The sequence below is a fragment of the Kocuria sp. UCD-OTCP genome (assembly GCF_000349605.1).
Taxonomy (GTDB): domain Bacteria; phylum Actinomycetota; class Actinomycetes; order Actinomycetales; family Micrococcaceae; genus Kocuria; species Kocuria rosea.
This window is the reverse complement of record NZ_AOSQ01000001.1, coordinates 209,892-233,144: the sequence shown is the minus strand read 5'-3', so window position 1 is coordinate 233,144 and position 23,253 is coordinate 209,892. Positions and strand designations below refer to the sequence as shown.

Here is a 23,253-nt window from a genome sequence, read left to right as displayed (position 1 = left end):
GTGCTTTCAGGCTCCCGTCGTGCCCGCAGGGACAGCACCGACCACAGCGGCCACAGCGGCCTCGAAGCGCTCCAGCCCAAGGGAAACTTCCTCTTCGGTGACCACGAGGGCGGGGATGAGGCGCACCACGTTGCCCTCCGGCCCACAGGTGAGGGTGAGCAGTTCCTGCTCCGTGGTGGCCTGCTGGACGGCCGCGGCCGTCGCGGCGTCCGGGGTGCCGTCCTGGGCGGTGAACTCGATGCCCTGCATCAGGCCGAGGCCGCGGACGTTGCCGATCACGGGGAAGCGCTCCTGGATCTGGATCAGCCCGGCCTGCAACTGGTCGCCGCGCACCCGCGAGTTCTCCACCAGACCCTCCTCCTTGACCACCTCGAGGGTGGCCACGCCGGCGGCGGCGGAGACCGCGTTGCCGCCGTAGGTGCCACCCTGGGAGCCCGGCCAGGCCTTGGACATGGTCTCGGTGGAGGCGGCGATGGCCGAAATGGGGAAGCCGGAGGCGACGCCCTTGGCCGTGATGATGATGTCCGGAGTGGCGGTGGAGTGCTGGTGGCCCCAAAACTTGCCCGTGCGCCCGACGCCGGCCTGCACCTCGTCGAAGATCAGCTGGATGCCGTACCGGTCGGCGCGCTCCCGCAACCCCTCCATGAAGGCCGGCGGGGTTGGCAGGTAGCCGCCGTCGCCCAGGGCGGGCTCGATCAGGAACGCCGCCGTGTCGTTGGGCGCGGTGCGGGTCTTCAACAGGTAGTCCAGCTCCTGGAGGGCGAAAGCCACGGCCGTGGCCTCGTCCCAGCCGTAGCGGTAGGCGTAGGGGAACGCCGACATGTGCACCCCGGCCATCAGCGGCGCGTATCCGGCCGAGAACTTCGTGCCGGCCGTGGTGAGGGAGGCCGCGGCCACGGTGCGACCGTGAAAACCACCCTGGAAGACGACGATGTTCGGCCGGGCCGTGGCCATGCGCGCCAGACGGATGGCGGCCTCGACGGCTTCGGAGCCGGAGTTGGCGTAGAACACGGAGTCCAGCCCCTCCGGAAGCACCTCGCCGAGCTTCTCGGTGAGCTGCAGCAAAGGCTGGTGCATCACGGTCGTGTACTGGGCGTGGATGATCTTGCCGACCTGCTCCCGAGCAGCCGCCACCACCTTGGGGTGACAGTGACCGGTGCTGGTGACACCGATGCCGGTGGTGAAGTCCAGGTAGTCCCGGCCGTCAGTGCCATAGATCCAGCTGCCCAGGGCGTGGTCCACGACCACGGGGGTCGCCTGCTTGAGTACGGGGCTCAGAGATGTCATGGCTCACATTCTTCCCAACGGATCGACTTATTGTCAACAATCGTCCGGGGTCTTACAGTGGGCCCATGGAAGAGACAGCGCAGTCCCAGCCCTCTCAGCGTCGCCCGAAAGTTGTCGTGCTCACGGCACCCGGCACGAGCGCCCCCTACAACGCCTTGGATTTCGAGGATCACGCCGATGTGGTGTGGACTGATGCGGAGGGTCTTTCTGGGGCCCTGCCCGGGGCCCAGGTCTTGTTCGTCTGGGACTTCTTCTCCCCAGCCTTGCGTGACGCCTGGTCTTACGCCGACTCCCTGGAGTGGGTCCACGTGGCCGCCGCGGGCGTGGACTCCCTGCTCTTCGACGAGCTGCGGGACTCCTCCGTCCAAGTCACCAACGCCCACGGCGCCTTCGACGGGCCCATCGCGGAATTCGTCCTGGCCTCGGTGCTCGCCCACGACAAGCAGCTGCACACCAGCAAGGAGCTTCAGCGCCGGTCTGTCTGGCAGCATCGCGAGGTAAGGCGCAGCGCGGGGCAAAACGCGCTCGTGGTCGGTACGGGCGGGATCGGGCGTGCCACGGCCCGGCTGTTGCGCGCCCTCGGCCTGGAGGTGCGAGGTGCCGGGCGCACTGCGCGGGGGGAGGACGCGGACTTCGGGACCGTTGTCCCCAGCGCGGAGCTGGCCGAGCACGCCGGATGGGCGGACCACCTCGTGCTCATCGCTCCCCTGACGGAGGACACCCGCGGTCTGCTCGGCGCGGATGTGCTGGCCCGGATGAAGCCCACCGCCCATGTGGTGAACGTGGGCCGGGGCGCGTTGGTTGACGAGCCGGCCCTGGTCCAGGCCCTGCGAGAGGGCCAGATTGCGGCCGCGTCGCTGGATGTCTTCGATGAGGAGCCGTTGCCTGTCGAGCATCCGTTCTGGCAGATGGACAACGTGCATGTGTCCGCGCACATGAGCGGGGACGTCGTCGGTTGGCGAAACACGCTGGCGGACCAGTTCGTACAGAACCTCACTCGCTGGTGTACCGGCGAGGAGCTGGTCAACCAGGTGGACAAGCAGCTGGGTTACGTGCGCCGGGCCTGAGGCGCGGGAGCTAGTATCCCCGCGCAGACCTGAATGACAGTAGAGCGCGCAGAAAGACGAAACGAGAGCGGGGCCGGGAATCCTCCCGGCCCCGCTTCTTCACATTGAACCGCCGATCACGCCTCAACCATCATGGTCACTCGACCGCGACCCTGAGCGGGAGCTCGTAGACCCTGAACACAGCACGTGTGTCCCCGCCGGCCACGCCGAAAACCTCCTCCAGCCGCCGGAGACCTCCTTGGCGAGTGAGAACCGGTCGCGGACTTCCCCGGCCGAGGTGATGCGCACCGTCAGGTTCACGATCGAGCTGATCCGTTCGAGGGAGCTGGGATGCTGGGACAGGGGTCGTCAGGCGGTTGAGCGGAGGTGACCTCGGTGGCGCGCCGGTTCTCGGCGATGCCAACCTCCGCTCCCAGCTTGCCGGAGACAAGCATCGTGCCATGCCATGGCGTGCCGGTACGGAGTGTTCCCCGAGGTGTAGGTCGGATTGCGCACTTACTTGACCAGGACGTAGCTGGTAGCCGACTCGGCAGGCCACACTCGGCCTACCAGCCGATCAGGGATAGAGGCCCCGGGTGGTGTGCGCCTCGGCCACGCGCTGAACGGCGGTCAGGGTGGCAGCCTCGCGCAGCGTGACCTCACGGCGGCGGGCGGTCTCGAGGACGCTCGTCCACCCCTGGAGCATCCGGCGCTCGAGCCTTTCGTCCACCTCATCAGCCGTCCACCAGTACGCCTGGTTGCCCTGGACCCACTCGAAGTAGGAGACGATGACGCCTCCCGCGTTGGCGAGGATGTCCGGGACTACCAGGACGCCCTGGGTGTGCAGCTGCCGGTCGGCTGCGGCCGTCGTCGGACCGTTGGCTCCCTCCACGACGATTCCTGCACGCACACGGTGCGCGTTGCCCACGTGCAGCACGCCCTCCACCGCGGCAGGGATCAGCAGATCGACGTCGAGCTCCAACAGCTCATCGGAGCCGATCGCATCAGCTCCCTCGAAACCGATGACCGACCCCGTCCGCTCCGCATGCGCCAGCAGGCGCGGGACGTCCAGCCCGCTGGCCGCGTGGACCGATCCGTACTGGTCCCCCACGGCCACCACCCTCACCCCGGCCTCGGCGAGGAACTCGGCCGCGCCCGCCCCGACCTTGCCGAAGCCCTGGACCGCGGCAGTGCTCCCGTGTGGCCGCAGGCCGCGGTGGGCCAGGGCTGCGAGGGCGATGTGCACCACTCCTTTGGACGTGGCCGAAGAGCGGCCCAGCGACCCACCCAGGCTGACCGGCTTGCCCGTGACGACAGAGGGCACGGTGAAGCCCACACTGGTGGAATAGGTGTCCATCATCCACGCCATCGTGCGCTCGTCCGTGCCGATGTCCGGGGCGGGGATGTCTCGTTCCGGACCGATGATCGGCAGGATCTCACTCGTGTACCGACGGGTGACCCGCTCCAGCTCCGCCGGGGAGTAGTTACGGGGGTCGATGGTGACTCCACCCTTGGCCCCGCCGTACGGGACGTCCAGCAGGGCGCACTTCCAGGTCATCCACATGGCAAGCGCGCGCACCTCGTCCAGCGTCACGTGGGGGCTGAACCGCACCCCTCCTTTCGCCGGCCCGCGGGAGAAGTTGTGCTGCACCCGGTGCCCTGTGAACACCTCCACGGTGCCGTCATCACGCCGCAGCGGGATGCTCACCGACATCTCACGGCGGGCCCGGGCCAGCATCTGGTGCTGGCCCGGCCCGTAGGAGAGGGTCTCGACGGCGGCCTTCAGCTGGCTGAGGGCGTCGTCAAGCGGGTTGGCCGAGAGCTCGGCGGGGACAGAAAGTGCGGTTGTCGTCGTCATTGACCTCGTGTCCTGGGATTCGGAACCAACCAGGCACGTGCCTGATTGTTTACAATCCTACGTTATTGAATCCTCCGAGGACACCCCGTCCCGCCGACGTGGGGCTTCGAGTCAGACCGTCTCGGCGCGGGCGAAGCTGAGCGTCTCCCCGCGCGCACCGCCCATCCAGACGTCCTGGCACGCGGCGGCGAACTCCTCCATCCCCTCCTCGATCGTCGCGAAGACGTTGCCCGGCACCCATCCCACGTCGCCATTCACCAAAAGGTTGTTGCGCCCGTAGAAGACGGCCAGGTCGATAAGCAGGCGGTTCTCAGAGGTCCCCGCCGAGGCCTCGTATCCGTAGGCGGGATTGTCGAGTACACCCTCGAACGTGAAGTAACACAGGTCCCCAGTGATTGGAGTGATCGTCTGATTCTCCGGACCGGGCTCTTCCGCGGCGAAGGCGGGAACGAGCGCGTAGATCTCGTTGCGCGCGAACTTGCCGTGGAACACCTGCCCCGACTGGGGCAGGGCCTGCCACACAGCCTCGGCGGTGCGCGGCGCCTCATCGTCGAGCAGGCGCGCCCGGGCGGTGACGCCCCGCTTCTCCAAGGTGATGGTGATGTATCGGCTCATGGATCGTCCCCGTTCGGTCGAAGGCAGAGGCGCCACGAAACGGCACCCTATGATTGTCTACAATCCAACTGTAAGCTTTTTTGTGAGGCACGCAACACACCACGAAAGGATCTCTACCACCATGCACACCGTCGCCATCCTCTATCCTGGCCACAGCGCGGAGGACGAGTTCCCCGCCCTTGAAGAGCTCATCCCGAACACCTCCTTCCCCGTGATCCACACTTGGGAGGGCAGCACCGACCACGACGTCGAGGCGTTGCTGGCTCTAGGCTCCCGAGCCAACCTGGTGCCGTCGGCCGAAAAGGCCCGGAGCCTCTCTCCCGACGCGGCGATGTGGGCGTGCACCTCGGGCAGTTTCGTCTACGGCTCGGAGGGGTGCCGCGAACAGGCGGGGTGGATCCAGGAAGCCGCCGGCGTCCCGTCCTCCTCCACCTCCCTGGCCTTCGTCCAGGCGGTGCATCACTTGGGGTTGAGCAGAGTCGCGGTGGCCGCGACCTACCCGGAGGACGTCGCCTCACACTTCGCACGGCTCCTCGAGCAGGACGGGATCACGGTCACCGCCCTGTCCACCTACGACGTTCCCAGCGGCGAAGACGCGGGCCTGCTGGACGAGGAATGGGTGCTGGAGACCGCCCGCGCCGCTGACCTGACCGGCGCGGAGTGCCTGCTCATCCCGGACACGGCGCTGCATACGGTCGCCGCGCTGCCCCGGCTCGAGGAAATCCTCGGCGTGCCCGTGCTGACCGCCAACCAGGTCACCGCCTGGCAGGGGCTCCGCTTAGCCGGCCACCCGGCCCGCACCGAGGGGCTCGGGGCCCTGTTCAGTCACTAAGCGGGACGCTGAGCAGGTCGCCGAGTCGCCGAGCGGTTCCGCCGACGACGACGCCCCACCTCAGGGGCGCCGTCGTCGCCTTTCATCCGTCATCGTTGGGCGGGCCACTCCGCCTCAGGCGGCGCGCCCCACCTCACCCAGGCGCTGGTCCTCTGTCACCAAGGGCAGCCCGAGCCGTCGCAGGCCCGCCCACGCGGTGACCTGGTTCGCGGTCAGCACGGGCTTACCGAGCTCCTCCTCGAGGGCCGCGATGATGTGGAAGGTGGGCAGGTTGGTGCAGGAGACGAACACGGCCTCCGCATCCGGGTGGTCGGCCTGGCGCACGAGATCGGCAGTGACGTTGTAGGGCACGTGCCAGATCAGGCGGTCCAGGCCCAGGCCCGCAGTCCCCACGACGGTGCGCCCGTCGGCGGCCAGAAAGTCCTCGAGCCGCTCCGTCAACTTGGGGACGTAGGGCGTGGCGATGGCCAGCCGGGTGATCCCTAGGACGTCCAACGCTTCGAGCAGGGCCTCGGACGTGGTCACCGCGGGGGCACGAGTCTCCTCCCTGATGGCCGCGGAAATCTTCCGCGCCCCCTCGATCCCATTGACGAAGCTCCCGGAGGTGCAGGCGAAGACCACAGCCTCCGGCTCGACTGCGGTGAGGCATCGGGCGGTGGAGCGGATCTCGGCGTCGTCGCCGAGAGCACTTGCCATGATTTCGTCCACCACCATGGGGTGGTGGGGGGTCCGGGCAACAGCCAGAGAGACGTTGTCGGGCATCCAGCGCCACAGCTCCCGGTCCAACGCCATGTCATAGGGATTGACCACGCCGATGACGCGATCGGGCTCGGGGCCTTCGGGAACGAACCTTTGGATGTTAGGCATGTCTCATCTTCCCATAGTGTCTGATCGTCGACAATAATTTGATGATAAGGAGAATCCCGTGATTCCTGATCTTCCACCCACTCAGCCACCCACCCAGGGCCGCGCCCGCACCGACCTTGATGCCTACCTTCGGACGCTCCCACCCACGCCCACACCCGCCGGCGCCTACGTGCCAGTCACAGAGGCCGGGCTCCTGGTGTTCACCGCCGGTCACACCCACGCGGTGCAGGGAACTCTTGTTCATCGAGGAATGATTGGCATACCGAAGGGACCTACCCCTGAAGACGCCCGCGGCTGTGCGCGGCTGGCCGTGCGCAACTGCCTTGCCAGTCTCGCCCACCACCTGGGCGGCCTCGACCGTGTCGAGCGCGTGGTGTCCATGACCGGATACGTGGCGGCAGTGCCGGAGTTCACCGCCCACCCTGCCGTGCTCGACGGAGCCTCCGACGAGCTGCTGGCCGCCTTCGGAGAGAGCGGTCGTCCGTCACGGGCCGCCGTTGGCGTGACGAGCCTCCCCGACGGAGCCGTCGTGGAAGTCAGCCTGGTAATACTCCTTCAGCCCTAAGCCTCGATTCACCGATCGACTGTGGGCTGTGAAGGTCGTCCTGGCGATATGCAGACCTGCCGCCCAGCGCAGAGCCGAAGAGAGACCTTTAGGGTCGTCCCACGACACCTGAGCCGCCAGCCCCGGCAGGGGGATCATCGGGTTCTTCATCGCATGAGGTCCCCAAGACTTTGAATAAGTAGTGCGCAACGGGGACCCCAAGCGGGCCCGGATGCGCCCGTGTGGAGGGCCCGCAACCAGGCGTGGTTGTCATGCCCGTTTACCCCGCGCGATGAAAAGCCCGCACAGCTGCGTCATACGCACCACGGTGTCCACAGGTAACGACGGCCTCAAATGATGGTCGCTTGCGGGAGCTCCTGGATCCGCCGGTACAAGGTCGCGCGGGACATGCTGAGATCGCGGGCGACCTGGGTGGCTGGCTCCCCGGACTCGATCAGGCGCAGGGCGTTGCGGATCTGGGAGTCTGTGAAGGTCTGGCGCCGGCCGCCGAGGTCCTTGCCGGCCGCCCTACGTTTGGCCACCGAGTCGGTGATCCGCTCCCGCTTGATCTCCAGCTCCATCTGGGCCAGCGCCGCCATGACGGTGAAAACCATCGACCCCATCGGGGTGGCCGTATCAACGTCTCCCCCACCGAGGTTGGGTACCCGCAGCCCGGCCCCTCTCCCCCGCAGCGCTTCTGCGAAGGCCAGCATGTTCTGCGTCGACCGACCCAGTCGGTCCAGCGTAGTGATGACCAGCGTGTCACCCTCCTCGAGGGCGGCCACTGCCTTGTCGAAGGCGGGACGGGACGCGCGCCCTCCAGACACTCCATGGTCCGTGTAAACGTCATCGCGTCGCACGCCAGCGGTCAGCAGGTCAGACATTTGACGGTCTGCGTCCTGCTGACGCGTAGACACGCGTGCATAGCCGATCATCTTCCCCATGTCCACCTCATTTGTCTCGCAACTAACGTTGAGTATCCGATTCTAGGGGCAGTGATAAAGCACAAGGATGCGAGACATACCGAACCGCGGAAACATGCGGGCGAAAATTTCTCGGACGAGACGTCTCGCATCCCATGAGTTGGGAGGGGCGGTGGGCTGATGAGCAGCAATTGGTCCAAGGCACATACTTGTGAGAGTGGAAAGTATTTGCTTTGATCGTGACATCATGTCTTTTCTGCAGGAGGACCCCGTGGGCCATCACCTCACCCCCGACCAAGCCCGGCAGCGGCTGGACGCTATCCGGAGCCGTCCCCTGGTCACCTCCCGAGACCGTGCGGTGCATGCCGGGGCGACGGCGGTGTTCGGGGTGATCACGGTCCTCTACATGGCCGCCCAGAACATGCGCTCCGACCGGGTGAGCTATACCGTGGCCACCGCGGTGTTCGTAGTTGCCTGGGTGGTAGCGGTGTGCTGGATCGAGCGGGTGGCGCGGACCGTGCCGCGCCGGGCCAAGGCGTGGTCGCGGGGCGGGATCGCAGCCTCTTTCGTGCTGACGCTGACCGTGGTGCTGCCGTGGCTGAACCTCTCCGCCCAGAATTCCCCCAATACCTGGCCCATGGTCGCCGCCGGGGCGACCGTGGCCGCCGTTCCCGCTCTGGTGGCTGCGGTCGTGATCCGCTGGGGGGCAAGATGAGCACCAGGGCAGGACGCCACGCCCGGCACCGGCTGGACGAGCTCATTCACGCCCCGGTGCGCCTGAGCATCGTCGCGGCCCTGGCCCAGGTCGACGAGGCCGAGTTCGCCCGGGTGCGCGACACCGTGGAGGTCTCCGACTCGGTGCTCTCCAAACAGGCGGCCCAGCTCGAGGCCGCCGGCTACGTGAAGATCCGCAAGGGCTACGTCGGCAAACGCCCCCGCACCTGGCTCTCGCTCACTCCCACCGGGCGCACCGCCTACACCGGTCACCTCGAGGCTCTGCGCGCCATCGCTGAGGGCGTGTAGAGGTTCAGACGTTCCCTTTTCCGGAACAGGACAGCCAGGAGCAGCCACCTCATTTGCCCGGCTGGAGGGGCTGATCCCTTTTCCCGGACGAGTCATCGCGCACCCCTTACCGTGCGCACTTCCACACCCTGGGTCTTTTCGGCGATCGATTGACATGAATCGAAGCGGTGCTCCAGGCTGGGGAGTTCCCGGGCGGAGAGGATTCGCCCTGACCGATCGAGGAAGGAGTCAGCATGGTGGATATCGGAGGCTTTGCGGACAAGGCTAAGAATTTCGCCGGCGAGAACCCGGACAAGGTGGAGCAGGGCATCCAGCGCGGCGGCGACATGGTCGATGACCACACCGGCAACAAGTTCCAGGACCAGGTGGACCAGGCTCAGGAACACGCCGGCGGCCTGCTCGGCGGGCAGAACCCTGAGGACCAGCAAGGCTGATCCAGACGGGGTATCACGGGCCTCGGCCCCCCCTGGGGGGACCGAGGCCCGCGCCGTGCCCGCCCCCTTGAGCTCGAAGAACCGGCGCCCCGACCCGGGCACGGGAGGCGGATCCCCCGACATCGGGCCGACCCGCTGCTGCGCACTCCGAGCCGGCTACTACCGCTCTCCCCGTCAAGACCCGCCCCCTGCACCCGGTGCCACCCCCCTGTCCACCCGCAGGAGACGGGCATACAGAACCCGTGGGTGCCGACAGTAGTGGCCGCTCAGACCGATATGCCGCCACCGGCGCATCGCAAGTTCTCGAAAGCGTCTCTAAAGGTGGATGGGAGCGGCTCCGGGGGAGCTCAACACCGGTAGTCTGAGCGCATGCTTAAAGGATTCAGAGAATTCATCATGAAGGGCAACGTCCTGGACCTCGCCGTCGCCGTGATCATCGGCGCCGCCTTCGCCCAGGTCGTCAACGCCCTGGTCGAGTCCGTGCTCATGCCCGCCATCTCCGCACTGGTGGGCTCACCCAACTTCGACTCGTTCGCGATGGTCACTCTCAACGGCAACGACATCAAGTTCGGGGTGCTGCTCACGGCGCTGGTGAACTTCCTGCTCGTGGCCGCCGCCGTGTACTTCGCGATCATCATGCCCATGAACAAGCTGATCGAGGCCCGCAACCGGCGCCTGGGCATCACCCCGGCCGAGGAGGAGGTCGACCCGCAGGTGCAGCTGCTCACCGAGATCCGCGACTCCCTCAAACAGCGCTCCTGAGTTCAAACCCATCCTTGACGGGGGCCTGTCCCTACCCCGGGGCAGGCCCCCCGTTCCTGTCCTCCGGACGAGGTGACACCCGTCAAGCCAGACCCGGACAGCAGTCGTCACTACCTCGCCCTGGTGAGCACCTCGACCCCATGAGTGCCTCGACCCTATGAGCGACTCGGCCCCGAGGGAGCGAAACCTCAGGCGCAAGGGATCCGATCTGGGAGTGCTAAGCCACAACCAACCACAGCGGCGCTCCACCGCACCGGAATGGTGTGGGGCGGGAACACCGGGCAGCCGGCGCCGCGCAACATCCTGTGACGCTGGCCGTGAGGGTCGCATTGGCTCCCGATCGCACCACCCATGGGGATCCCGCGACATGACCTATGGCCGGCATCACTCCCACACGAGTCGAACAGCCGACCCACCGTGGATGAGACGTCAAGCATCCCCTCAGTTGAAAGATGCCGCAGGTCACAAGGATCAGCGTGCTTCCCTCGGTGTCCGTGTGGTGTCTACCGTGGACCATCACCATCGGGTTTCGTCTTCGTCCGCAGTGGGGTTCATCCCTGGCCGCTTTCGCGACGTGATTCTTCACCAGCAACCAGGAAGCCGGCATGGACGCCTCCGCCTCCGGGACTCTCGCCGTTGAGCTGTACCCGCACTCCCCCACCCACTGGGTCGCCACCTACTACCCCATGGTGGCCACTCCCGCGGGCCGCTGGGCCGATGTCACCTGGGTGCTGCACCAGTGTCTGATGCCCCTCGCCCGTTACCCCTTGACCTCGACACGGTGGTTGGAGCTCGGCAGCTCCGATCCGGCGCACCCGGGATACGACCGCCACCCGCTCTGGAGTGCGGCCCTGGCCGCCGGCTATGCCACCGCGCGAGTCGTGCACACCACCGAAACCGCGAACACCACCGGTGCGACTCTTTCGCCCGAGGAAACCCGGCAGCTGCGTGCGGCCACGACCGTGGTGCCGGCCGCACAGCTGACGGAATGGCTGCTCGACGATCTCCAGCACCTGGACTGCTGAAACCACCCCGATCACCTATCGACCGGCCACCAACCCCGAGGTGGAACGAGATCCACCTGAAGCTGTGGCTGACCCCGTGGCCGGAGCGCAACCTCCACACCGGACCCTGCCCACCCCCAGCCACCGCCGTAACCTGATCAGCCCGCGGCACCCCGCTCGGCCTCGGCAGCAGTGACCGACTCGACCGTGACCGACTCGACCGGCCGGGGCGGCAGGTGCCGGTAGAGCGTGGTGCGGGTGATCCCGGTCTTCGCCACGATCTGCGCCATGGTGTGCCCGGTCTCGCGCAGGTGCACCGCGTAGGCCAGCTTGTCCGCATCCACCACGGAGGGCCGCCCGATCCGCCGCCCCTTGGCCGTGGCCACCGCCCTCGCGTGGGCGGCCCGCTCCAGGGTGTAGGTGCGTTCCATCTGACCGAACAAAGCCAGCAGCACCACCGCCAACTGCGCCATCGGATCATTGGGGTTGGTGGAGTCCACCTTGATCGGATCCGCCAGGTTGCGCACCCCCACCCCCCGCTCGGCCAGATCATGGATCAGGTTCAGAGTGTCGCGCACGGTGCGCCCCAGCCGGTCCAAGGTATGCACCACGATCACATCACCCTCCCGGGCATAAGCCAGCGCCGCGGTCAGCCCGGGGCGGTCAGTCGTGGCCCCGGACTTCTTGTCCACATAGATCCGCTCCGCCGCGATCCCCACCTGTCGGAGGGCATCGATCTGCCGATCGAGGTCTTGTTTGGCCGTCGAGACCCGCGCATAACCCAAATCCACGACGACAGCGTACCGAAGGTCGGATCCGTACAGCTGAAACGGAACTGTACTTTTGACCCAACTTATGGAACAGGAATCGCCGATGCCAACCTCGATCTGACGCTCTTGCGACCAACCGTCCCACTACCAAGGAAGTGGGACGGTCGCCCGCGGCCGGTCAACCCGTTGATTACCTCGAGCTCGGCCGGTCCGACGACTCCGATCGAGAGGCAAGACCTCGATGCCGCCGTATAGCTCTGTCACAACACCACCACTTGTCGCCGCGGCTCACACCCGAATGGACGGTTTGGGCCGGTCGGCGAGTTTGTAGCAAAATCCTTCGTCTCAGTAGCACAGGTCGACCGCACTATCCACGTGATAACTGGCCCGAGAGTGCGGTCGGCTCCTGAAAGCGACACTTGGCGGCGTCGAGCGGCACCACTGACCGAGAATCGCTCATAAGAGACTGATGAATCGGCAGGTGTCGACGCGTCATCCGCGTCCTGCCCCGGACCCGGCTCGGTCGCCCCTTCCGGGGCGACCGAGCGGGGCGTAGCGTGGCACGTAGTCACCAGCGCCCTCCCACCATTGGGTCGGGCGCGCCCGTCAATCCAGTCCTCGGGGAGACCACTATGGCACTGCTCCTGATCCGGCACCGCGTGGCCGACTACGACGCCTGGCGAAAGGTCTACGACTCCGTCTCGGACGTACCGGCATTCAGCAACATCACCGGCGAGTCAGTGCACCGCATGGTCGATGATCCGGACAACGTGCTCGTGCTCCACTACTTCGATTCAGTCGACGAGGCCCGCGCCTTCACGGCACTGCCGGAACTGCAGGAGGCGATGCAACGCGCAGGCGTCCAGGGTGAGCCGCACTTCGAGTACTACGAATAGGACTCCCGAGGCGAGCTCAACCGCAGTACAGGTTCAACAGTCGCCAGCCCTGGGAAGCCGGCCACGCTGCTCGGTGAAGCCGGGCGTCTCCGGTGGCCGGTGGCCGTGCACGGCGAGGGACCGCACAGCCTTCAGGGAGGGTGCTTTCAGTTGAAGGGGCACGCTGAGACCGCTGCGTGGCGGTGCGGTGAGTTCTTCGGCCACCCCAACCGGAATGACGAACCCGCGGGGCACCGTCCGGAGCAGCTCAGTGACGATGAGACGGCCCGAGTGCTGCCCAACTTTGTCAGTGAGCGATGGTCCGAGAATTTATGCGCAGAATGCCTCCCCACCGGACAGGGTGCGCCGCCATTCATATTCGGCAGAAGGACGCCGCTTCATCCGGACGCTTGGCGGAACAGGCACCGACCTCGCTCCGGCGATCAGCCGCCCTGACCGGCAAGTTCCTCGACATCGACATCCAGGGAACCTCTCAATCCTCGGATGCCCACCGCCCGGGCGTGGGCGCCGCGGCTCGTGGTCGAATGGTCGGGCGGCCCCGATCGGGGCCGTGGAGCCATCCTCGTCCCACGGAGTCACGATGACCACTGCACCCTCGGATCACGCCGCTGACGTCCTCGTGATCGGCGGCGGCAATGCCGGGATCTCCCTGGCCGCACGACTGCGCCGCAAGGGCATCACGGACATCGTGATCGCGGAGCCGAAGTCCACGCACCACTACCGGCCGATGCTCTCCTACGTGGGCGCCGGACTGAAGAGCGTGCCGCAGATGTCCCGGGCCCAGCACCGCGTGATGCCCCGCGGCGTGCGCTGGGTCCAGGACCATGTCCAGGCACTGGATCCGGCGGCACGGATGGCCACACTGTCCTCCGGCGAGCACATCGGCTACCGGCACGTCGTGATCTGCGCGGGGTCCACCCCGGACTGGGACCGTGTCCCCGGCAGTGCCGAGGCGATGGCCGGCCCGCACGCCTCGACCAACTACACCGTGGAGCTGGCCCCCAAGACCTGGGAGCTGATCCGCGGGCTGCGCCGCGGCCGGGCACTGTTCACGATCCCGGACGGCCCGGCGCCCACGCCGCAGATCGGACAGAAGATCCTCTACCTGGCCTGCGACTACTGGCAGCGCCAGGGTGTCCTGCAGGACATCGAGGTGACCCTGCTGACGCCCACCGCCACCGTGTTCGGCCAGCCGGACGTGGACCGGGTGCTGCAGCCCTGGGTCCGGCGCTACGGCATCACGGTCCTGACGAGCGCCCACGTGCAGTCGATCGACGCCGCCTCCCGCCGGCTGCGGGCCACGATCGAGGGGACGCCGCGGGACCTGCCCTACGACCTGCTGCACCACAGCCCAGTCCACCGGGCCCCGGCCTGGATCGCCGACGCGGGACTGGGCGTCGCGCCGGGCGCGGGCACCGCTTGGGCGGGCTACGCGGACGTGGATGCACAGACCCTGCGCCACCGCCGTGTGCCCACCGTGTGGGCCTGCGGGGACGCTGCCGCACTGGAGACCGCCTCGTCCGGCGGGGCACTGCGCCACCAGACGAAGATCCTCACCGAGAACCTCCTGGCCACCCGTGACGGCCGGGAGCCCACGGCCTCCTACGACGGGTACACCGTGACCCCCGTGACGGTGCAGCGGGGCCGGGCCGTGCTGGCCGAGTTCGACCGGGACAACGAACTGGCGCCCAGCATCCCCGGCGTGCCGCTGCTGGCCCCGAACCGCGCCTCCTGGTTCTTCGACCTCGAGGTCCTCCCCCGGGACTACTGGAACGTGATCCTCCGGGGCTTCTAGCTAGCGGACCATGTGTGCACACATCCGTGGCGCCTCGTTCCCCGCTCCGATGGCACGTGATGGCCCGCGCCCCCAGTCGTCGCGGCACGAGCCGGGAGAAATGAGGGTCGGCAGTCGGGAGACCCCGAGGAGCACAATTCATGCATCCGCACAGGATGGTGCACCGCGATATTACCGTCTGGTACTTTTCGGGTGGCACCGGCCCCCACGCCGGTGCAGCGACCCCCATGATCCGTTCCCCGGCGGTCGGGGGCCGCCTTCTGCGCCTCGGCGCGGCGGAGCGCTCCTGCCCTCTCCCGGGCAGGAGCGCTCCGTGCCGAGGAACCGGGACGGCGGACAGCCGTCCCGGGCCGGTCGAGCGGCGAACCCCAAGAGCCCTGCGGTCACCGGCGGTAGGAGGCCCCGCGGTGGTCGTCGGCCAGCCTCGGCCCGGCGCCCGCCAGCGCCTCGCGCAGCGTCCTGCCGGCGGGCAGAGCCCCGGGCTCCGGCAGCAGGCCGCGGCGCCGCAGCTCCGGCGACACCATCGTGCTGAACCGCTCCAGGTCCGCCGGCCGCACGGCCGCCGAGATGTTGAAGCCGTCCACGCCGCCCTCCTCGCGCCAGCGCTCGAGCTCGTCCGCCACGGTGCCGGGGGCCCCGGCGATGACGGGCCCGCGGCCGCCGATGGCCACGAACTCGGCCAGGTCCCGCACCGTCCAGGTCCGGTCCGGGGACAGCGAGGTGAACGCCGCGAGCGCGGACTGGTTGGCTTCGGTGGCCACGTACTCGAGCGGAGCGTCGGGGTCCGCCCCGGCCAGGTCGACGCCGGTCCAGCCGCCGAACAGGGACAGCGCTCCCTCGATGTCCACGTGCCGGCGGTATCCGTCGAGCCTGGCGTGGGCCTCGTCGTCGGTCTCGGCGACCACCACGGTGGCCATGGCGAAGGTCTTCACGGCGTCCTCGGCCCGTCCCTGCGCGGCCAGTTCGGCCCGGACGCCGTCGGTCCACCGGCGCACGAGCTGCGGGGTGTTGCCGATGAAGAAGATGGCCTCGGCGTGGTCCACGGCGAACTGCTGTCCGCGCTTCGAGGCGCCGGCCTGGAACAGGAACGGGGTGCCCTGGGGTCCGGGGTGGGTCAGCGCCTGGCCGGGCACGGAGAACCAGGTGCCCTCGTGGCCGATGGGATGCACGAGCTCCGGGTCCACGAAGACCCCGGCGCCGGCGTCGGCCTTCACCGCCCCGGGCTCGAAGGAGCCCTCGAGGAGCTTGTACATGACCTCCATGTACTCGTCGGCGCGGTCGTAGCGCTCGTCGTGCGGGATCTGCCGGTCCATGCCCAGGTTGCGGGCGGCGGAGTCCTGGTAGGAGGTCACCACGTTCCACGCCACCCGGCCGCGGGTGAAGTGGTCGAGGGTCGCGAAGGTGCGGGCCAGCAGGTAGGGGGCTTCGTAGGTGACCGAGGCGGTCACCCCGAAGCCGAGCTGCTCGGTGGCCGCGGCCATCGCCGGCACCGCGACGAGCGGGTCGAGCACCGGGTACTGCACTCCCCCGCGGGCCGTGGCCTCTGCCCCGCCGCCGTACACGTCGTAGACGCCGGGGACGTCCGCCAGGAACAGCGCGGTGAAGCCGCCCTCCTCGAGGGTGCGGGCCAGCGACGTCCAGTACTCGAGCGTGTCGAAGCCGGCGACCCCGGCCTCCGGGTGGCGCCACAGTCCCGGTGACTGGTGCACGGGCACCATCATGTCGAAGGCGTTCAGCAGCAGGGGGCGGCTCATACGGTGGTCCTCTCGGGGGTGGGCTGGGTGGCGCTCGCGGCGGCGGGAGTCGCGAGGACCGGGGCGGCCGCGGTCCGGCCGGCGTGCAGATCGGTGAGTTCGGTGCCGCGCCGGTCCCGGGCGGGATCCTTCGCGGCCAGGGCGGCGACGACGGAGAGCACGGCCAGCACGGAGAGGTAGCCGGCGATCAGCCACGGGGTGTCCCCGCCGGCGGCGAAGAGCAGGGCGGCGATCATCGGCATCAGCCCGCCGCCCAGGACGGTGCCGACCTGGTAGCCGAAGCTCACGCCCGAGTACCGCACGTGCACGGGGAACTGCTCGGCGAACCAGGCCGCCTGCGGTCCGTAGACCGCGTCGTGGACGAGGTTGATGCCGAGGATGACCACGAGCGGCAGCAGGGCGAGCGGGCCGGCCTCGAGGAAGGCGAACAGCACCCAGCCGAAGACGCCGATCGCCGCGTAGGCGGTCACCGAGACGACCTTCCGGCCCACCCGGTCGGACAGCCAGGCCCAGAACGGGGTGGAGAACAGGCCGATGGCCGAGGCGATCATCACCGCGGTCACGCCCGCGGCGCTGTCCCCGCGCACGTCCCGCAGGTAGGTCAGCATGTAGACCGTCACCAGGTAGTAGACGGCGTTCTGGGCCAGGCGCAGGCCGATCGTCACCAGCACCGGGCGGCGGTGGTGGACCAGCAGCTCCCGCAGGGGAGCCTTGGCCACGTTCCCCGAGGCCCGGTGCTCCAGGAACTCCGGGGCGTCGGCCACCCCGAGGCGGATCCACAGGCCCACCGCCACGAGCAGGGCCGAGAGCAGGAAGGGGATGCGCCAGCCGTAGGCGGCGAACTGCTCCTCGCTCATGACGTTCTGCACGATGAAGAACGCGCCGGTGGCCAGCAGCATGCCGGCGGAGGAGCCGATCTGGGTGAAGGACCCGAAGAACCCGCGGTGGCGGGCCGGTGAGTGCTCCACGCTCAGCAGCGCGGAGCCGCCCCACTCGGCACCGGCGGACAGGCCCTGGAGGATGCGCAGGACCACGAGGCCGACGACGGCCCACCAGCCGATCACCTCATAGGTGGGCAGCAGGCCGATCAGGGTGGAGGCCACGCCCATGAGCAGCAGCGAGGCCACCAGCAGGGCCTTGCGGCCGATCCGGTCCCCCAGGTGCCCGGCGATGATCCCGCCCAAGGGTCGGGCGATCACCCCGACCGCGAGCGTGGCGAAGGACGCCACGATGCCGCCGAGCTCGGTGGCCATGGGGAAGAACTGGACGTTGAAGACGAGTGCGGCGGCGGTGCCGTAGAGGTAGAAGTCGTACCACTCGATGGTGGTCCCGGCGAAGGCCGAGGCCAGGACGCGCTTCTTGCCGTGGACGATGCTGCTGCGGCCCGGGGCGGCCGTGGTCGTGGTGCTCATGCGTCAGGCTCCTGGGGTTCGGTCGGCGTCGGCCGTGACATCGGTCGTGGCGCCGGTCTTCGCGTCGCCGATGGCGTTCAGGCCCTCCGGCAGGGTGCCGTTGATGAGGTAGTCGCCGAGGGCTCGGGCGCGGAAGGCGATCGGGTTGTGGGTGGCCACGGTCTGGGCGTTGCGCCAGTGCCGGTCCAGGCCCTTGGCCGTGGACGTGGCGGAGGCGCCCACGGTGAGGAACAGGTCCTGGGCCGCGCCGAGCGCCAGCTCCGGCACGGTGACCTGGGCGTGCTCCACGGCGATCTCGGACTCGTGCAGCGCCGCCGGGAGGGCCCCGGTGAAGTCCGGCCGGTCGGCGCCGGCCGCTGCGGCGGCGGCGATCCCGGCGTCCAGGGTGCGGGCGGCGTGCAGGACGGTGGCCTCGGCGGCGAAGGCCTTGGCGGAGATCCGCCCGGTGGCCTCCTGGATCAGCGGGTCGTCGCGGAACGGCAGGCCGAGCCCGGTGTTGAAGGTCCGCCGGCGTCCGGCGATGGTCTCCACCGCGTCCCTCCGGGCCGCCCGCGCGATGCCGGCCAGCACGGCCAGCAGCACGAGCTGGAAGAAGGCGGCCTCGTGGACGGCCTCCGCGCTGCCGGCGGTGCGGTCCAGCACGGCGTCCTCCGGGACACGCACCCGGTCGAAGACCGCGGTGCCGGTGCCGGTGAGCTTCTGCCCGAAGCCGTCCCAGTCGTCCTCGAGCGTCACACCCTCGGCGTCCGTGGCGACGACGGCGAAGCGCCGCCCGTCGCGGCCGTCCAGGGCGGCCGAGACGCGGGTGTAGTCGCAGAAGACGGAGCCGGTGGCGTAGAACTTCCGGCCGGTGAGCTCCCAGCCCTCGGCGGTCCGGCTCAGCACGGTGTTCAGGGTGCCCAGCGCGTTGCCGCCCTTCTCCGTGGAGGCGTTGCCGACGGTGGCTCCGGCCAGCACCCGCGGGTACCAGACCTCCTGGAACTCGCGGGGCAGGAAGCGCAGGGACTCCACGAAGCCGTGGTGGGAGCGGTAGAGGTGGGCGATGTTGGAGTCGGCCTCGGCCAGGTCGACCAGCAGCCGGGTGAAGTCCTCGAGGCTGACCCCGGGGCCGCCGTGGGCCGCCGGGACGCGCAGGGCACCGAACCCGGCCCGGTCCAGCCGGCCGACCTCCGCGTAGGGCAGCGCGCGCCGGAGGTCCCGGTCCAGGGCGCCGGCGGCGATCTCCGCGAACAGCGGCCGGAAGTGCTCCCGCAGCCCGGCGTAGTCCCCGGGCAGGCCGGCGGGGAGGTCCGTGCCGGCGCGGGGATGGGCGGTGGTCTCCTCGACCGTGCTCGGGGTCATGCGGTGGTCCTCTCGGTCGCACCGAGGATTGCCGGTCGGCCAGTCGCGCCGGGGGCGGGCCCGGTGGCGTCAGCGCCGGAGGCTGACGTCACGGGCCGACTGCAGATCCGGGATCTCCATCGGTTCTGGCATTAGCACCCTGACCCCGGAGGAGGGCGGGTTGCTGCGGCGTCGTCGAGCCAGATCTCTCAGCCGCTCTGAATGGGGCGCTTGCCATGGCATCAGACCGCCCGGTCCGGGACCAACCGGATGACGGGCGCACGTCATGGAATGTCACGACGGCGTCACAGAAGGTCACGTCCTCCGCGGTGGTGTAGCGGTGTGCCGCAGGAGACCGGATCAGTAGACCGGCTGGCCCGGGTCCACCTGCGCCACCCAGGCGAGCACCCCGCCCTCGAGGTGTCGGACCCGCTCCTCCCGCCCGGCGTAGAAGGACCGCAGCGCGGCGAGCGCGGTCGCGGAGCGGGCCCCGGCCTTGCAGTGCAGCACGAGGTCAGCGCCGCGGGCCTCCGGCGGCAGGGCGTCCGCGCCGCGGTCCAGGATCTCCTGCAGCGGGACGGGCACGGCGCCGTCGATGGCCACGAGCTCCCGCTCCCAGTCCTCGCGCACGTCCACCAGGGCGAAGGACGCCTCCCCGCGCTCCCGGCGCTCGAGCAGCCGGGCCAGCTCGGCCGCCCCGACGGTCTCGGAGGGGTCCGCGCCGGGCAGCGCGCAGACCGCGGCGGGCCGGGCCACCGCGGTGACCGGGGCGGCGTCGGGATCCGGGGTGAGCCGCATCTCGCGCCAGGTCATCGCCAGCGCGTCGTGCAGCAGCACCCGCCCGAGCAGGGGCTCCCCGGTGCCGGTGACGAGCTTGACGGCCTCGGTGACCATGACCGCGCCGACGGTGGCGGGGAGCATGCCGAAGACCCCGCCCTCGGCGCAGCTGGGCACCTCGCCGTCCGGCGGGGCCTCGGGGTAGAGGTCCCGGTAGGTGGGCCCGTGCCCGGCCCAGAAGACGCTGACCTGCCCCTCGAAGCGCAGGATGGAGCCCCACACGCAAGGCGTGCCGGTCAGGGCGGCGGCGTCGCTGACCACGTAGCGGGTCGCGAAGTTGTCGGCGCCGTCCAGGACCAGGTCGTACCCGCCGAGGATGTCCACGGCGTTGTCCGCGTCCAGCCGGACGGGGTGGGTGCGGACCTCCACCAGCGGGTTGAGCGCGGTGACGGCCTCGGCGGCGGAGACGGACTTGGGGCGGCCGACGTCGGCGGTCGTGTGCACCACCTGGCGCTGCAGGTTGGAGACCGCCACCACGTCGTCGTCGACGATCCCGAGGGTCCCGACCCCCGCCGCGGCGAGGTACTGCAGGGCCGGGGACCCGAGCCCCCCGGCGCCGACGACGAGCACGCGGGCGTTCCGCAGCCGCCGCTGGCCGCGGGTCCCGATCCCGGGCAGGGTCAGGTGCCGGGCGTAGCGCTCGAGCTCCTCGCGGGTCAGTTCGGGGCCGGGCTCCACGAGCGGGGGCAGCGGGCTCACGGCCGCTCCCCCACGGGCGCCCAGTCCCCGCGCGGCACGTCCGCCGGGCCGACTGAGGAGCCGGCGGACGACCCGTCGGCCCGCCCGGCACCGGCGGCGTCCGTGTCGATCCGCCCGGCCATCGACGAGGACGCCTGGGCGTGGCGGCGGGCCGGGATGCGCCCGGCACCGGCGGCGAGCCGGCCGGCGAGCACGGCGTGGCGCATCGCGGTGGCCATCGCCACCGGGTCCTGGGCGCGGGTGACGGCGCTGGCCAGCAGCACGGCGTCGCAGCCCAGCTCCATGGCCAGGGCGGCCTCGGAGGCGGTGCCGATCCCGGCGTCGAGCACCACGGGGACGGACGCCCGGGAGGCGATGAGCTCGATGTTGTGCGGATTGAGGATGCCCAGCCCGGTGCCGATGGGGGCGCCCAGGGGCATCACCGCGGCCGCGCCCAGGTCCTCGAGCCGGCGGGCGAGGGCCGGGTCGTCGGAGGTGTAGGCGAAGACCTTGAAGCCGCGGGCCACGAGCTGCTCGGTGGCGTCGAGGAGCTCCACCACGTCGGGCAGCAGCGTGTCCTCGTCCGCGATGACCTCGAGCTTGACCCAGTCGGTCTCGAGGGCCTCCCGGCCGAGCTCGGCGGTCAGCAGCGCGTCCCGGGCGGTGTAGCACCCGGCGGTGTTGGGCAGGATCCGGATGTCGTTGCGCTCGAGCAGCGCGAAGAGGGAGTCGCCCTGGCCGGGGGCGTAGCGGCGCAGGGCCACGGTGGTCAGCTCGGTGCCGGAGGCCAGCAGCGCCTGCTCCAGGGTGTGCAGCGAGCTCAGGCCGCCGGTGCCCATGATCAGCCGGGAGCTCAGCTCGATGCCGTCGAGCACGAGGGGGTCGGGGTGCGGGGCGGTCACGTCAGCCTCCCTGGACGGCGGTGATGATCTCGATGGACTGGCCCTCCGCCACGGGGGTCCGCCGCCAGCGGCTGCGGGGTACGACCGCGGCGTCCACGGCCACGGCCACGCCGAGGCGCCCGCCGTCCAGCGGGGCGCCGTCGGGGCCCAGGGGGCGGCCGACGGTCTCGGCGACGAGGTCGACGACGGTCGCCTCCGCCGCCACGCGGTGCGGGCGGCCGTTGAGGGTGATGGCGGTCATCGGGTGCTCCTGCTCCGGGGCCCGGGCCCGGCGGCGGCCGGCGCGGGATCCCCTCGACGGGCCTCGACGGGGCGGTCGAAGCGGTGCGGGTCGGTGGCGGCGAGGTGCTCGGCGTCGGCGGCCGGATCGGCTCCGGTCCCGCCGGCCACCAGCTGCGCGGCGAGCCGGGCGGCCAGCGGGGCGAGCAGGACGCCGTGGCGGAAGTAGCCGGTGGAGACCACGAGCCCCGGCACCGGCGAGCCGTCCGGGTCGCGGACCCGGCCGAAGTACGGGATGTCGTCCGGGGTGCCGGGCCGGGCGCGGGCCAGCACCTCGACCAACTCGAGGTCGGCGACGCCGGGCACGAGCGCCTGGGCGTCGCGCAGCAGCCGGAACACGCCGCCGGCGCTGGGACCGGTCAGGTCGTCCTCGCGGGAGGTCGCCCCGATCACCACGGTCCCGTCGGCGCGGGGCACCAGGTAGACGGGCACCCCGTGCACCAGGCCGCGGACCGTGCGCTCGAGCAGCTCCGGCGCCCCGGCGGGGACCCGGGCGCGCAGGATGTCCCCGTGCACCGGCCGCAGCGGCGGGTGCCAGTCCTCCGGCAGCCCTTCGAGCTCGCCGAGCCCGGCGCCGGGGGCGAGGACCGTCCAGGTCGCGGAGACCATCCCGCCGCCGGCCAGGCGGACGCCGGTCGCCGCGCCCTCGGCGTTGCGGCGCAGCCCCGTGGCGAGGTCGTGGACGAGCCGGGCCGGTCCGCCGTCGCGCGCGGCCGGGAGCCCGGCGGGCTCCGGGAGGTCCGGGAGCTCCGGGGCGACGAGGGCCGCGAGCAGCCCGGCCACGAGGCGGCGCGGGTCCACCTGGTGGTCGTCGGGGATCCGGAACGCGGCGGACAGCCGCGGGCTCAGGGCCGGCTCGAGGGTGCGGGCGGCGCGCAGGGTCAGCGCCTCCACCGTCATGCCGTGGCGGCCCTGCAGCGCGCGGAGGTCCGTCAGGGCCTGCCGGTCGGCGGCGTCCACGCCGCACACGAGGGTCTCGGTGGCCCGGTGGCCCACCGTCCCGCCGGCGGCCTGCTCGAGGGCGGCCACGAACGCCGGGTACTCGGCGGCCGAGGCGGTCATGAGGGGGTACAGGGGCTCCTGCTGGTACTGGACCTCGCTCACCGGGGCGAGCATCCCGGCCGCGGCGCGGCTGGCGCCGGAGCCCGGCTCGGGGTCCACCACGACCACCGAGCGGCCGCGGCGGCGCAGCTCCCAGGCGGTGGCCAGGCCGATCACCCCGGCGCCGACGACGGCGACGTCGGCGCGGACGTGCTCGGGCCGGTCGACCAGCGGGTGGGGCGCGGTCGTGGGGGCGGGGTGCGCGGCAGTCACAGGGAACGTCCTTTCCTCCGGCGGCATGACCCGCATCAGGTGTGGCGGTCGGCGCTGGACGCCCTCTCAGCCCCCGGTGGGGCTCCCGCAGAACCGCTGAC

23 protein-coding genes and 2 riboswitches are annotated in these 23,253 nt (G+C 70.2%); of the genes, 10 read left to right on the top strand and 13 right to left on the bottom strand.

The genetic code is table 11. The features are described 5' to 3' along the window. Positions 1–6 precede the first annotated feature (6 nt). Positions 7–1,287, bottom strand: coding sequence for an aspartate aminotransferase family protein (locus tag H488_RS20430; RefSeq protein ID WP_031282210.1), 1,281 nt, complete (start codon positions 1,285–1,287; stop codon positions 7–9). 65 nt (positions 1,288–1,352) lie between these two features. Between H488_RS20430 and H488_RS20425 the strand changes: the two genes are divergently transcribed. Beyond that, complete coding sequence (locus H488_RS20425; protein ID WP_031282208.1) at positions 1,353–2,354, top strand: D-2-hydroxyacid dehydrogenase; 1,002 nt, start codon at positions 1,353–1,355, stop codon at positions 2,352–2,354. 556 nt (positions 2,355–2,910) lie between these two features. On the opposite strand, the gene H488_RS20420 is transcribed toward H488_RS20425, so the two are convergent. Together H488_RS20420 and H488_RS20415 are read right to left on the bottom strand one after the other, a co-directional pair. Further along, complete coding sequence (locus tag H488_RS20420) at positions 2,911–4,191, bottom strand: Glu/Leu/Phe/Val family dehydrogenase (RefSeq protein WP_017831932.1); 1,281 nt, start codon at positions 4,189–4,191, stop codon at positions 2,911–2,913. A gap of 111 nt (positions 4,192–4,302) precedes the next feature. Continuing rightward, a complete protein-coding gene (locus H488_RS20415; RefSeq protein WP_017831931.1) occupies positions 4,303–4,806 on the bottom strand; it encodes a DUF3830 family protein in 504 nt (167 codons plus the stop codon). A gap of 121 nt (positions 4,807–4,927) precedes the next feature. Here H488_RS20415 and H488_RS0117750 point away from each other — a divergent pair, with 121 nt between their 5' ends. Then, the gene (locus H488_RS0117750) at positions 4,928–5,638 is read left to right on the top strand and encodes a maleate cis-trans isomerase family protein (RefSeq protein WP_017831930.1); all 711 of its coding nucleotides are present in this window, start codon (positions 4,928–4,930) and stop codon (positions 5,636–5,638) included. A gap of 114 nt (positions 5,639–5,752) precedes the next feature. On the opposite strand, the gene H488_RS20410 is transcribed toward H488_RS0117750, so the two are convergent. Then, positions 5,753–6,505 carry a maleate cis-trans isomerase family protein gene (locus tag H488_RS20410; protein ID WP_017831929.1) on the bottom strand — a complete coding sequence of 251 codons (753 nt, stop codon included), beginning with the start codon at positions 6,503–6,505 and terminating at the stop codon, positions 5,753–5,755. A gap of 58 nt (positions 6,506–6,563) precedes the next feature. Between H488_RS20410 and H488_RS0117745 the strand changes: the two genes are divergently transcribed. Next, the gene (locus tag H488_RS0117745; RefSeq protein ID WP_197722635.1) at positions 6,564–7,070 is read left to right on the top strand and encodes a RidA family protein; all 507 of its coding nucleotides are present in this window, start codon (positions 6,564–6,566) and stop codon (positions 7,068–7,070) included. Between the two features lie 329 nt (positions 7,071–7,399). Here H488_RS0117745 and H488_RS20405 read toward each other — a convergent pair whose 3' ends face one another. Beyond that, entirely contained in the window at positions 7,400–7,993 is a 594-nt protein-coding gene (locus H488_RS20405; protein ID WP_017831927.1) for a recombinase family protein, read from the bottom strand. A 226-nt stretch (positions 7,994–8,219) separates the two neighbouring features. Here H488_RS20405 and H488_RS20400 point away from each other — a divergent pair, with 226 nt between their 5' ends. The 5 genes from H488_RS20400 to H488_RS20380 all read left to right on the top strand — a co-directional run bounded on the left by H488_RS20400 (position 8,220) and on the right by H488_RS20380 (position 11,216). Further along, entirely contained in the window at positions 8,220–8,687 is a 468-nt protein-coding gene (locus tag H488_RS20400; protein WP_017831926.1) for a hypothetical protein, read from the top strand. Further along, the gene (locus tag H488_RS20395) at positions 8,684–8,995 is read left to right on the top strand and encodes a winged helix-turn-helix domain-containing protein (RefSeq protein ID WP_017831925.1); all 312 of its coding nucleotides are present in this window, start codon (positions 8,684–8,686) and stop codon (positions 8,993–8,995) included. Before H488_RS20400 ends, H488_RS20395 begins: the two co-directional genes overlap by 4 nt. A gap of 233 nt (positions 8,996–9,228) precedes the next feature. Next, positions 9,229–9,429 carry an antitoxin gene (locus H488_RS20390; protein WP_017831924.1) on the top strand — a complete coding sequence of 67 codons (201 nt, stop codon included), beginning with the start codon at positions 9,229–9,231 and terminating at the stop codon, positions 9,427–9,429. Between the two features lie 369 nt (positions 9,430–9,798). Then, positions 9,799–10,191 carry a large conductance mechanosensitive channel protein MscL gene (mscL, locus tag H488_RS20385; RefSeq protein ID WP_031282206.1) on the top strand — a complete coding sequence of 131 codons (393 nt, stop codon included), beginning with the start codon at positions 9,799–9,801 and terminating at the stop codon, positions 10,189–10,191. A 605-nt stretch (positions 10,192–10,796) separates the two neighbouring features. Next, complete coding sequence (locus H488_RS20380; RefSeq protein ID WP_017831922.1) at positions 10,797–11,216, top strand: hypothetical protein; 420 nt, start codon at positions 10,797–10,799, stop codon at positions 11,214–11,216. Between the two features lie 137 nt (positions 11,217–11,353). Here the strand turns inward: H488_RS20380 and H488_RS20375 are convergent, their stop codons facing one another. Further along, positions 11,354–11,986: a recombinase family protein gene (locus H488_RS20375; RefSeq protein ID WP_017831921.1), complete on the bottom strand. Its 633-nt coding sequence runs from the start codon at positions 11,984–11,986 to the stop codon at positions 11,354–11,356. 611 nt (positions 11,987–12,597) lie between these two features. Here H488_RS20375 and H488_RS20370 point away from each other — a divergent pair. Beyond that, complete coding sequence (locus H488_RS20370; RefSeq protein ID WP_017831920.1) at positions 12,598–12,861, top strand: hypothetical protein; 264 nt, start codon at positions 12,598–12,600, stop codon at positions 12,859–12,861. A 580-nt stretch (positions 12,862–13,441) separates the two neighbouring features. After that, positions 13,442–14,656 (top strand): NAD(P)/FAD-dependent oxidoreductase, encoded by a 1,215-nt coding sequence (locus H488_RS20365; RefSeq protein ID WP_017831919.1) that lies wholly within the window; start codon positions 13,442–13,444, stop codon positions 14,654–14,656. 383 nt (positions 14,657–15,039) lie between these two features. Here the strand turns inward: H488_RS20365 and H488_RS20360 are convergent, their stop codons facing one another. From H488_RS20360 to H488_RS20330, 7 genes are all read right to left on the bottom strand, one after another. Further along, positions 15,040–16,410: an LLM class flavin-dependent oxidoreductase gene (locus H488_RS20360; protein ID WP_017831918.1), complete on the bottom strand. Its 1,371-nt coding sequence runs from the start codon at positions 16,408–16,410 to the stop codon at positions 15,040–15,042. Continuing rightward, the gene (locus H488_RS20355) at positions 16,407–17,822 is read right to left on the bottom strand and encodes an MFS transporter (RefSeq protein WP_017831917.1); all 1,416 of its coding nucleotides are present in this window, start codon (positions 17,820–17,822) and stop codon (positions 16,407–16,409) included. The genes H488_RS20360 and H488_RS20355 overlap by 4 nt, the downstream gene beginning before the upstream one ends. A 3-nt stretch (positions 17,823–17,825) precedes the next feature. Beyond that, entirely contained in the window at positions 17,826–19,163 is a 1,338-nt protein-coding gene (locus H488_RS20350; RefSeq protein ID WP_017831916.1) for an acyl-CoA dehydrogenase family protein, read from the bottom strand. Positions 19,164–19,276: 113 nt separating this feature from the next. After that, a riboswitch (SAM riboswitch) is annotated at positions 19,277–19,371 on the bottom strand. 131 nt (positions 19,372–19,502) lie between these two features. Continuing rightward, positions 19,503–20,678, bottom strand: a complete 1,176-nt coding sequence (gene moeB, locus H488_RS20345; protein WP_017831915.1) for a molybdopterin-synthase adenylyltransferase MoeB — start codon at positions 20,676–20,678, stop codon at positions 19,503–19,505. After that, positions 20,675–21,559 (bottom strand): thiazole synthase, encoded by an 885-nt coding sequence (locus H488_RS20340; RefSeq protein ID WP_017831914.1) that lies wholly within the window; start codon positions 21,557–21,559, stop codon positions 20,675–20,677. Before H488_RS20340 ends, moeB begins: the two co-directional genes overlap by 4 nt. A gap of 1 nt (position 21,560) precedes the next feature. Then, positions 21,561–21,800, bottom strand: coding sequence for a sulfur carrier protein ThiS (thiS, locus tag H488_RS20335; protein WP_017831913.1), 240 nt, complete (start codon positions 21,798–21,800; stop codon positions 21,561–21,563). Next, entirely contained in the window at positions 21,797–23,152 is a 1,356-nt protein-coding gene (locus tag H488_RS20330) for an FAD-dependent oxidoreductase (RefSeq protein WP_017831912.1), read from the bottom strand. Before H488_RS20330 ends, thiS begins: the two co-directional genes overlap by 4 nt. After that, positions 23,148–23,251, bottom strand: a riboswitch (TPP riboswitch). Its footprint overlaps the gene before it by 5 nt. Positions 23,252–23,253: the final 2 nt, after the last annotated feature.